This window comes from Trinickia sp. (assembly GCF_035492435.1).
Classification (GTDB): domain Bacteria; phylum Pseudomonadota; class Gammaproteobacteria; order Burkholderiales; family Burkholderiaceae; genus Trinickia.
Genome location: NZ_DATJJF010000010.1, coordinates 1 through 7,092 on the forward strand (window position 1 = coordinate 1; position 7,092 = coordinate 7,092).

General features: G+C 61.2%; 8 protein-coding genes. 5 read left to right on the forward strand and 3 right to left on the reverse strand.

Annotation, left to right across the window (positions count from 1 at the left end; translation table 11 throughout):
• The 3 genes from VL598_RS00510 to VL598_RS00520 all read left to right on the forward strand — a co-directional run.
• Positions 1–1,140, forward strand: a 1,140-nt coding sequence (locus VL598_RS00510) for an acetamidase/formamidase family protein (protein WP_325324742.1), incomplete at its 5' end; no start/stop codon positions are given.
• A gap of 82 nt (positions 1,141–1,222) precedes the next feature.
• The gene (locus VL598_RS00515) at positions 1,223–1,630 is read left to right on the forward strand and encodes a RidA family protein (RefSeq protein WP_325324743.1); all 408 of its coding nucleotides are present in this window, start codon (positions 1,223–1,225) and stop codon (positions 1,628–1,630) included.
• 30 nt (positions 1,631–1,660) lie between these two features.
• Positions 1,661–2,665: an asparaginase gene (locus VL598_RS00520; protein ID WP_325324744.1), complete on the forward strand. Its 1,005-nt coding sequence runs from the start codon at positions 1,661–1,663 to the stop codon at positions 2,663–2,665.
• Positions 2,666–2,744: 79 nt separating this feature from the next.
• On the opposite strand, the gene VL598_RS00525 is transcribed toward VL598_RS00520, so the two are convergent.
• Positions 2,745–3,839: a phosphoserine transaminase gene (locus VL598_RS00525; RefSeq protein WP_325324745.1), complete on the reverse strand. Its 1,095-nt coding sequence runs from the start codon at positions 3,837–3,839 to the stop codon at positions 2,745–2,747.
• Between the two features lie 23 nt (positions 3,840–3,862).
• Complete coding sequence (locus tag VL598_RS00530) at positions 3,863–5,104, reverse strand: RimK family alpha-L-glutamate ligase (protein WP_325324746.1); 1,242 nt, start codon at positions 5,102–5,104, stop codon at positions 3,863–3,865.
• 356 nt (positions 5,105–5,460) lie between these two features.
• Here VL598_RS00530 and VL598_RS00535 point away from each other — a divergent pair, with 356 nt between their 5' ends.
• Together VL598_RS00535 and VL598_RS00540 are read left to right on the forward strand one after the other, a co-directional pair.
• The gene (locus VL598_RS00535; protein ID WP_325324747.1) at positions 5,461–5,646 is read left to right on the forward strand and encodes a hypothetical protein; all 186 of its coding nucleotides are present in this window, start codon (positions 5,461–5,463) and stop codon (positions 5,644–5,646) included.
• 312 nt (positions 5,647–5,958) lie between these two features.
• On the forward strand, positions 5,959–6,549 hold the full coding sequence (locus tag VL598_RS00540) for a BPSL1445 family SYLF domain-containing lipoprotein (protein ID WP_325324748.1): 591 nt from the start codon (positions 5,959–5,961) through the stop codon (positions 6,547–6,549).
• 115 nt (positions 6,550–6,664) lie between these two features.
• Here the strand turns inward: VL598_RS00540 and VL598_RS00545 are convergent.
• The coding region (locus VL598_RS00545) for an amidase family protein (protein ID WP_325324749.1) at positions 6,665–7,092 on the reverse strand (428 nt) is incomplete at its 5' end.

The following is a 7,092-nucleotide window of genomic DNA, read 5'->3' on the forward strand; positions in this document are numbered from 1 at the left end:
CTGACACAGCACGCTGCGGACGATTGGTCACGGATGGTGACGGGCGACGCGGGCGCCGAAAGCGTCTTCCACTGGACCGCCGAACACAAGAACGTCAATCGACGTGGTGCAGGCCCGATCGATGCCTCGGTCTATGGGCGCGGAGCAGGCGAAGGCTTCGGCGTGCATATCTGCACCGGGCCGATCGCCGTGCGCGGCGCCGAGCCCGGCGATGTGCTCGAGGTAAGAATTCTCGACGTGCGCCCGCGCCCGTGCGCCAATCCCCTCTTCGCCGGTCGTGCTTTTGGCAGCAATGCCGCCGCATGGTGGGGCTTTCATTACCGTGAGCTGCTGACCGAACCCAAACCACGCGAAGTGGTGACGATATACGAGCTCGACGCAAACTTGGCTGACGACGGCGCGGCTCATGCACGCGCGGTCTACAACTATCGTTGGACACCGCAGCGCGACCCGTTCGGCGTCGTGCATACGACGATCGACTACCCTGGCGTGCCCGTCGATCACTCCACGATCGAAAAGAATTACGGCGTCTTGAAAAACGTCAAAATCCCCGTGCGGCCGCATTTCGGCCTCATCGCGGTCGCGCCGCAGCCCGACGGCGTCGTCGACTCGATTCCGCCCTCGGCCTTCGGCGGCAACCTCGACAATTGGCGCGTAGCGCGTGGGGCCAGCGTCTTCTTGCCGGTTGGCGTGGCAGGCGCGCTGCTATCCGTCGGCGATCCGCATGCGTCGCAAGGGGACTCAGAACTCTGCGGCACCGCGATCGAATGCTCGCTGACCGGCGACTTTCAATTGGTGCTGCACAAGAAGGCCAAGCTGTCGGGTCAGCCCTACGCCGACCTCAACTATCCGCTGGTTGAAACCGCAGACGAGTGGGTACTGCACGGCTTCAGTCACGGCAACTACCTCGCCGAGTTTGGCGCTCAAGCCCAAAGCAAGGTCTACGAAAAATCGACGCTCGATCTCGCGATGCGCGACGCTTTCATCAAGACGCGCCGCTTTCTCATGACGGCGAAAGGACTCACCGAAGACGAAGCCATCTCGCTGATGTCTGTGGCCGTCGATTTCGGCGTTACGCAAGTCGTCAATGGAAACTGGGGCGTACACGCAGTCATACGCAAGGCGCTATTCGAAGCATAATCTCCACATCGGATTCAGATGATATCGATTTGGAGCACTCGGATATCGAGGGTACTAACTGTTCTATAAGGAATCACGACAGATGAGTTCATCGACAAAATTCTGGATGATCGAGGATGCACCTACCCCGGTCGCAACGTTTTCACACGCGACGGAACGGGACGGCTGGGTATTTGTCACCGGACAGATGCCGACCACGCCCGGCGACGACGATGCGCCGCTTCCCGAGGGCATCGAAGCGCAAACTCGGCGCGTGATGGACAACCTCATCATCGTTCTGAAAGGAATGGGCCTCGGCCTTCAGGATGTGGTCGCGGTACGCGCGTTCTTGACCGAGTTCAAACGCGACTACGATGCTATGAACGTCCTCTATGCGAGCTACTTCGAGCCGGGCAAGCTGCCGGCCCGCACTTGTATTGGCGTGACGGGGTTGGCGTGCGACGCCCTCGTCGAAATCGACTTCATTGCACGCCGGCCAGCTGCTGCGTAAGCGTTGCCGCCTCGTTCGGAGAAGACTTCAATGGACCGACAACCCCGCATTGCCATCGGCGCTTTAGGCGGCACCATCTGCATGACGGTAGATGATGCAGCGGCCGGCGCCTTGCCTCGCCTGACGGCGCAGCAGTTGGTAGCCGCGGTGCCTCGCCTCGAAGGCATCGCGCACATTACCGCGCAAACTTTGCTGCAACTGCCGAGCCCGTCGCTTTCGATTCCGGACGTACTCAACGCACTCGCATGGGCCGAAGGCAAAGTTGCCGAAGGGGCCGACGGCGTCGTGCTGATCCAGGGCACCGATACGCTCGAAGAAACTTCGTTTCTGCTCGATTTGCTGTGGACGCATCGGGAGCCGCTCGTCCTGACCGGTGCGATGCGCACGCCATCGGCCGCCGGCGCCGACGGGCCGGCCAACATTCTCGCCGCAGTGGTCTGCGCTGCCCATCCCGCGAGCCGCGAGCGCGGCGCCCTGGTCGTGATGAACGACACGATCCATGAGGCGCGCTGGGTTCAGAAGACCAACACCATGTCGGTGGAAACGTTTCAATCGCCGACATTCGGCGCAGCGGGGATGGTGCTGGAAGGGCTCGCACAATACTTTCGGCCGCCTTCAAAGCGACATGCTCAACGGCCGGTAAAGCTCGATGCTTCCGTGCGCGTTGCGCTCGTCGAATCGTGTCTCGATGAAAAAGGCGACATGCTGGATGCACTCGTCAACGCTGGCTATGACGGCATCGTCATCGCGGGCTACGGCGTCGGCCATGTTTCGGAGTCCGAAGCAATACGAATTGAAGCGCTGCTGCCGAAACTGCCGATCATCATTGCGAGTCGGACCGGATCTGGATCGACCGCATCGCGCACGTATGGCTTTCCGGGCTCCGAAATCGATCTGGCGCGGCGTGGCGCGATCTTTTCGGGTTGGCTCACGCCGCGCAAGGCCCGACTGCTGCTTTGGTCACTGCTTGCGAGCGGCGCACCGCGCGATAGCTATGTCGCCGCCTTCGACGTCTGGAAACACGTGTCCAACTAAATTGCGCTCCCCGAGCGCGGACGAATCCGCCCGCCGCCATTGAACTGCGGCGGGCGCAATAGCATCAATCGACGAGACGTCAGACTCGCTCGTGACAAAACTCCGCCAGCGCGCTCGTCAAAGTCTCGACGGCCTGCTCGGTGACGGCGTTATAGAGAGACGCGCGCAAGCCACCGATCGAGCGGTGTCCTTCGAGCCCAATGATCCCCTGCTCACGCGCAACCGCGACAAATTCCTCGTCCAACCGCGGATCACCGAACGTAAACGCCACGTTCATCTGCGAGCGCCACGGACGATCCGCATGGATTTTGACGACATCGTCCAATGCATCCAGCGTTTCGTACAAACGCCTAGATTTTTCTTCGTTGATCTTTTGCATCGCCTGCAAGCCACCGATCTCGTCGCGCAGCCAACGCGTAACGAGTGTCAGCACATAGATCGCGAACACCGGCGGAGTGTTGTAGTTGGAACCGTGCGAAATATGAGTGCGGAAGTCGAGAATGGCCGGCAACCCATTAGGGATGCGATCGAGCAGCGAGCGCTTGACCAGCGCGACCGTCACACCCGAAGGACCAAGGTTCTTCTGCGCATGTGCATAGATGAACGAATACCGGTTCACGTCGAAGGGCTTCGACAAGAAGTCCGATGACATGTCCGCGACGATCGGCACGGACATCGGGCTTTGGCAGATCGGAAACTGCAGCCCCTCGACGGTCTCGTTCGATACGTAATGGAGATACGCGGCCGACGGCGCGATGTCGAGTTCATGAAGCGCCGGCAACTGCTTGTACTCCACGCTGGCACCATCCCATGCGATCTTGCTCGCGCTTACGCGAGCGGCTTCGGCGGTGGCGCGTGAGCTCCAGTAGCCAGAGCTCACGTATTCCGGCGCAGAGAAACCCGCAGTCGCGAAATTCATGGGAATCATCGCGAACTGAAGGCTGCTGCCCCCTTGCAAGAACGTGATCGCGAACTCGTCGGAGATCCCGAGCAAGCTGCGCAAATTCGATTCGGCTTCAACCAACAGCGAACGGAACCACTCGGACCGGTGGCTCATGCCGAGCACGGACACACCGGTTTCCGGCAGCGCCTCCATGGCTTGGCGCGCCTGTAGCAACACTGTCTCCGGTAGCGCGCCGGGGCCGCCTGAGAAATTCAACTGATTCGATTTCATCGTTCGAGGGGAGTCGTCAATCGTCAAGCGCCGATGGCCGCGCGCTTCACCATGTCTTGAAATGCACCGAACACGCGGCGCATCTGCGGGAGCTTGTACGGAAAGTTGATCACGTCGTCCATGTCATGAATGACCATCGCCGTCGCGATCTCGAAAACGAGCAGCCGACCGTCCGGCGATTCGGCACAATCGAAGCCGACATAATCCAGGCCGGTCAACGCCGCAATGCTTGCGAGGGCGTCGCGGTGCCGCACCGCAAACGTGGAGTCGAAGCTGACCATGAGGCTCGCTTCCTCGTCTCGACGCTCCGGATGGGCAATCATCTCGGGATACGGATAGTGGACCATCCAATGGCTCGAGATGCCCATGTGGCAAACAAAGGGCTTGCCCTCGATCAGTACGATCCGGTACTTGCGAAAGAGTCCGTCGGCGCCACTATAGTCGATGAAAGGCGCTACGTAGTACTCCTCAACATTCGCACTCTCCACGTACTGAGCAAGCTCGTGTCTGTCCGATACCTTGACGAGCCCCTGCCCCGCGTGCGAGCCGACCGGCCGCACGATGAACGGGTAGTGGCCGTCCACCGCCTCGGAGAGATCCCATGCGCCGGATGCAGCGTCAAGCAGCCGCTCGCGCGGCAGTCGAACCGTGTGGGCCATGCAAATGCCAGGGACTTTGCCCAGCAGCGCGTAAGCGGATTCACGTGACGTTTGCGCGATGCCTTCGGGGCGATTCAAGACCCGACGCGCCGTGCCGCCCAAGAGTGGCTCGATCCGGGCGAGCACAGGCGCGTTGGCATCCGAGGCGCAAGCGGCGACGAGAACGACGTCGTGTTCGGGCAAGCTCGCGATGTCGGTCGAGTGAGCGTCGACGTAAAGCACGTCGACCTGGACGTCTGGGCCTGCGCTCGCAAGCAGAGGCTCGAAAGGCGTGTTGGTCATCAGGTCGCCCGGCGCCTTCAACGCGAGCACCCGCAGAGGCGACGCCGATTGCGCGCTCTTCACACGGTAGTGCCGGCACCGTTGGATCGCGAGCGCCTGGACAGCGAGCGCGGACTCCTTTTGGTATTTGAACTGCAGCACTAGCGACAAATCCATCAACACATCCGGGTCGTTGTCCCGTTTCGCGCGCTCGAGCAGGCGCTCGCCGAGCGGTGTCAGGTCTTTCCCTGCCGTAGCTTCCCTCAGCAACACCGCAAGGCCCAGCGGGCGGTAGGCGATCGAATGCTCCGCGTTGGCGGCCGAGCCTACATCAACGATATCCATAAATGTCACGCTTCAATCGAGAGTGATGCCGTCCGTGCGCCTTAGGGGCGACGGCACGACATGCGCACGCCGGCGCGACGAGTGAGCTGCGAGGCGCCTTTCTTACACACTGAAAGGGCATCGCGAGCGGCTCCCACGCAGCCTCTGGGCCGCACAGCGTCATGCTGTCAGTCTGAGATTACTTGACGGCCCCCGCTCGCAATGGCCGGAATAGAGGGCGGACCCACCGCCAATTCGGGCGAATTGGCGAGCGGCGCGTCGAGGGAAGAAAGTGAGGAATCCGAGTTCGTCTTACGATTTTCGAGTGCCGTGCTAGCATGGCTCACTGACTTCACCCACTATCAACAGGAGTGCTTATGAACGTCAATTCAGCAGCAAGCGTCGCTATGCAAGTCATGCAGCAGGGGGCCGCTCAAGGTCCCGCCGGCGCAGCGGCTTCGACCGCCAATGGGGCATTGGCTCTGGTTGCCGCCGCAGCCGCAACCGCCCAGCAAGCAACCGCAGGCGGAATGATCGGCAGCATCGTCAACACGTTTGCCTGATCGCTGCGGGCACCGTTGCACCCCACGGCTCGAAGGTGAGGCATCGGTGCCGCAATTGGACAAAGTATTACTGGGTTACGCGCAGGCGTAACCTTTTCTTTTTTGCGAGCGTTACCGCGTATTTCATCGATAGCGCTCGACTCACAATTACGGTGTCGTCGATTAGACGGACCACCGCCTCGATCGGCAACTTCGGTCAAGCATCGAACTTTACTGCTATGTCGCGGGAACTCGCGCCGGGCTCTCACTGTCAGCGCATTAGCGCGCGAGTCATCTCGCGCCGGTTTCCAAGTGCCAATCAAAGGAGAGTGTATGCAACGCCGTCGATTCATCGCAATGTCCAGTGCCGTTCTCGCGTCGAGCGGATTGTCACTGACCGGTTGCACGACGACTCTGCCCTCTTCGCACGCGAGCCCCGATGCGAATGCCGGACGCAGGAAATCGATCGATGCGGACGTCGAAGCGACGCTTCTGCGTCTTTATTCAACGGTTCAGGGTTCGCGTGAACTCGCTGACAGGGCGAAGGGCCTACTCGTATTTCCCTCAGTCATCTCAGCCGGCTTCTGGTTCGGCGGTCAGTACGGCCGGGGCGCGTTACGTATCCGCGAGCAGACGAACGGCTATTTCAGCATCGCGGCTGCATCGTTCGGCTTACAGATCGGCGCGCAATCGAAAGCGATCGTCATGTTGTTCATGACGCAAGCAGCGCTCGACGAGTTCGTGAACAGTCAGGGCTGGGCGGCGGGCCTCGATGCCACTGTCGCCGTGGTGCAAGTGGGCGCGAACGGCACTGTCGATACGTCGACGGCCATGAGCCCCGTTGAGGCGTTCGTCTTGACGAACGCCGGACTCATGGCCGGTGTATCGCTCGAAGGGACAAAGATTTCGCGGCTCGTGATCTGACGCCAAGTACGCCAGAGCCCGCCAACGACGTCAACCTCGATCACGCTCGTCACGCAAACCTACATGACAGCGGCGCGCCGCCCCTAGGCCGCGCGCCGCTCTTCGCAGGTGCCGCTTACTGCTCGGACGCCAGGGCCGGCGTGCTTTGCGGCGGACGGCGGAAGTGGGTCGCTTGCTCGAACGAGTAAGCAATCGACAACAAGTTCGCCTCGCCCCACGGTTTGCCGAGGATGTCCATACCGACGGGCACACCGATCGGCGCAGTCGCCGTCGGCGCCGAGAATCCGGCCGGCACCGTGATGGCCGGCAGGCCCGTCACCGACGCGAGGATGCCGTTGCGCTCACTCTGATTGATCTCCGGCACAGGCACGACGAGCCGCTTTTGCAGCGGGTAGACGATTACATCGAGACGGTTGTCGGCCATGATCTTCTGGACTTGTGCGCGCGTCTTGGCATCACGTTCCAGGCGCACCTTGTAGTCCTGCTCCGACATGCCGTCCTTATAGGCAAGGGAAGCTTTCAAGAAGCCATCGAGTGCCGCGT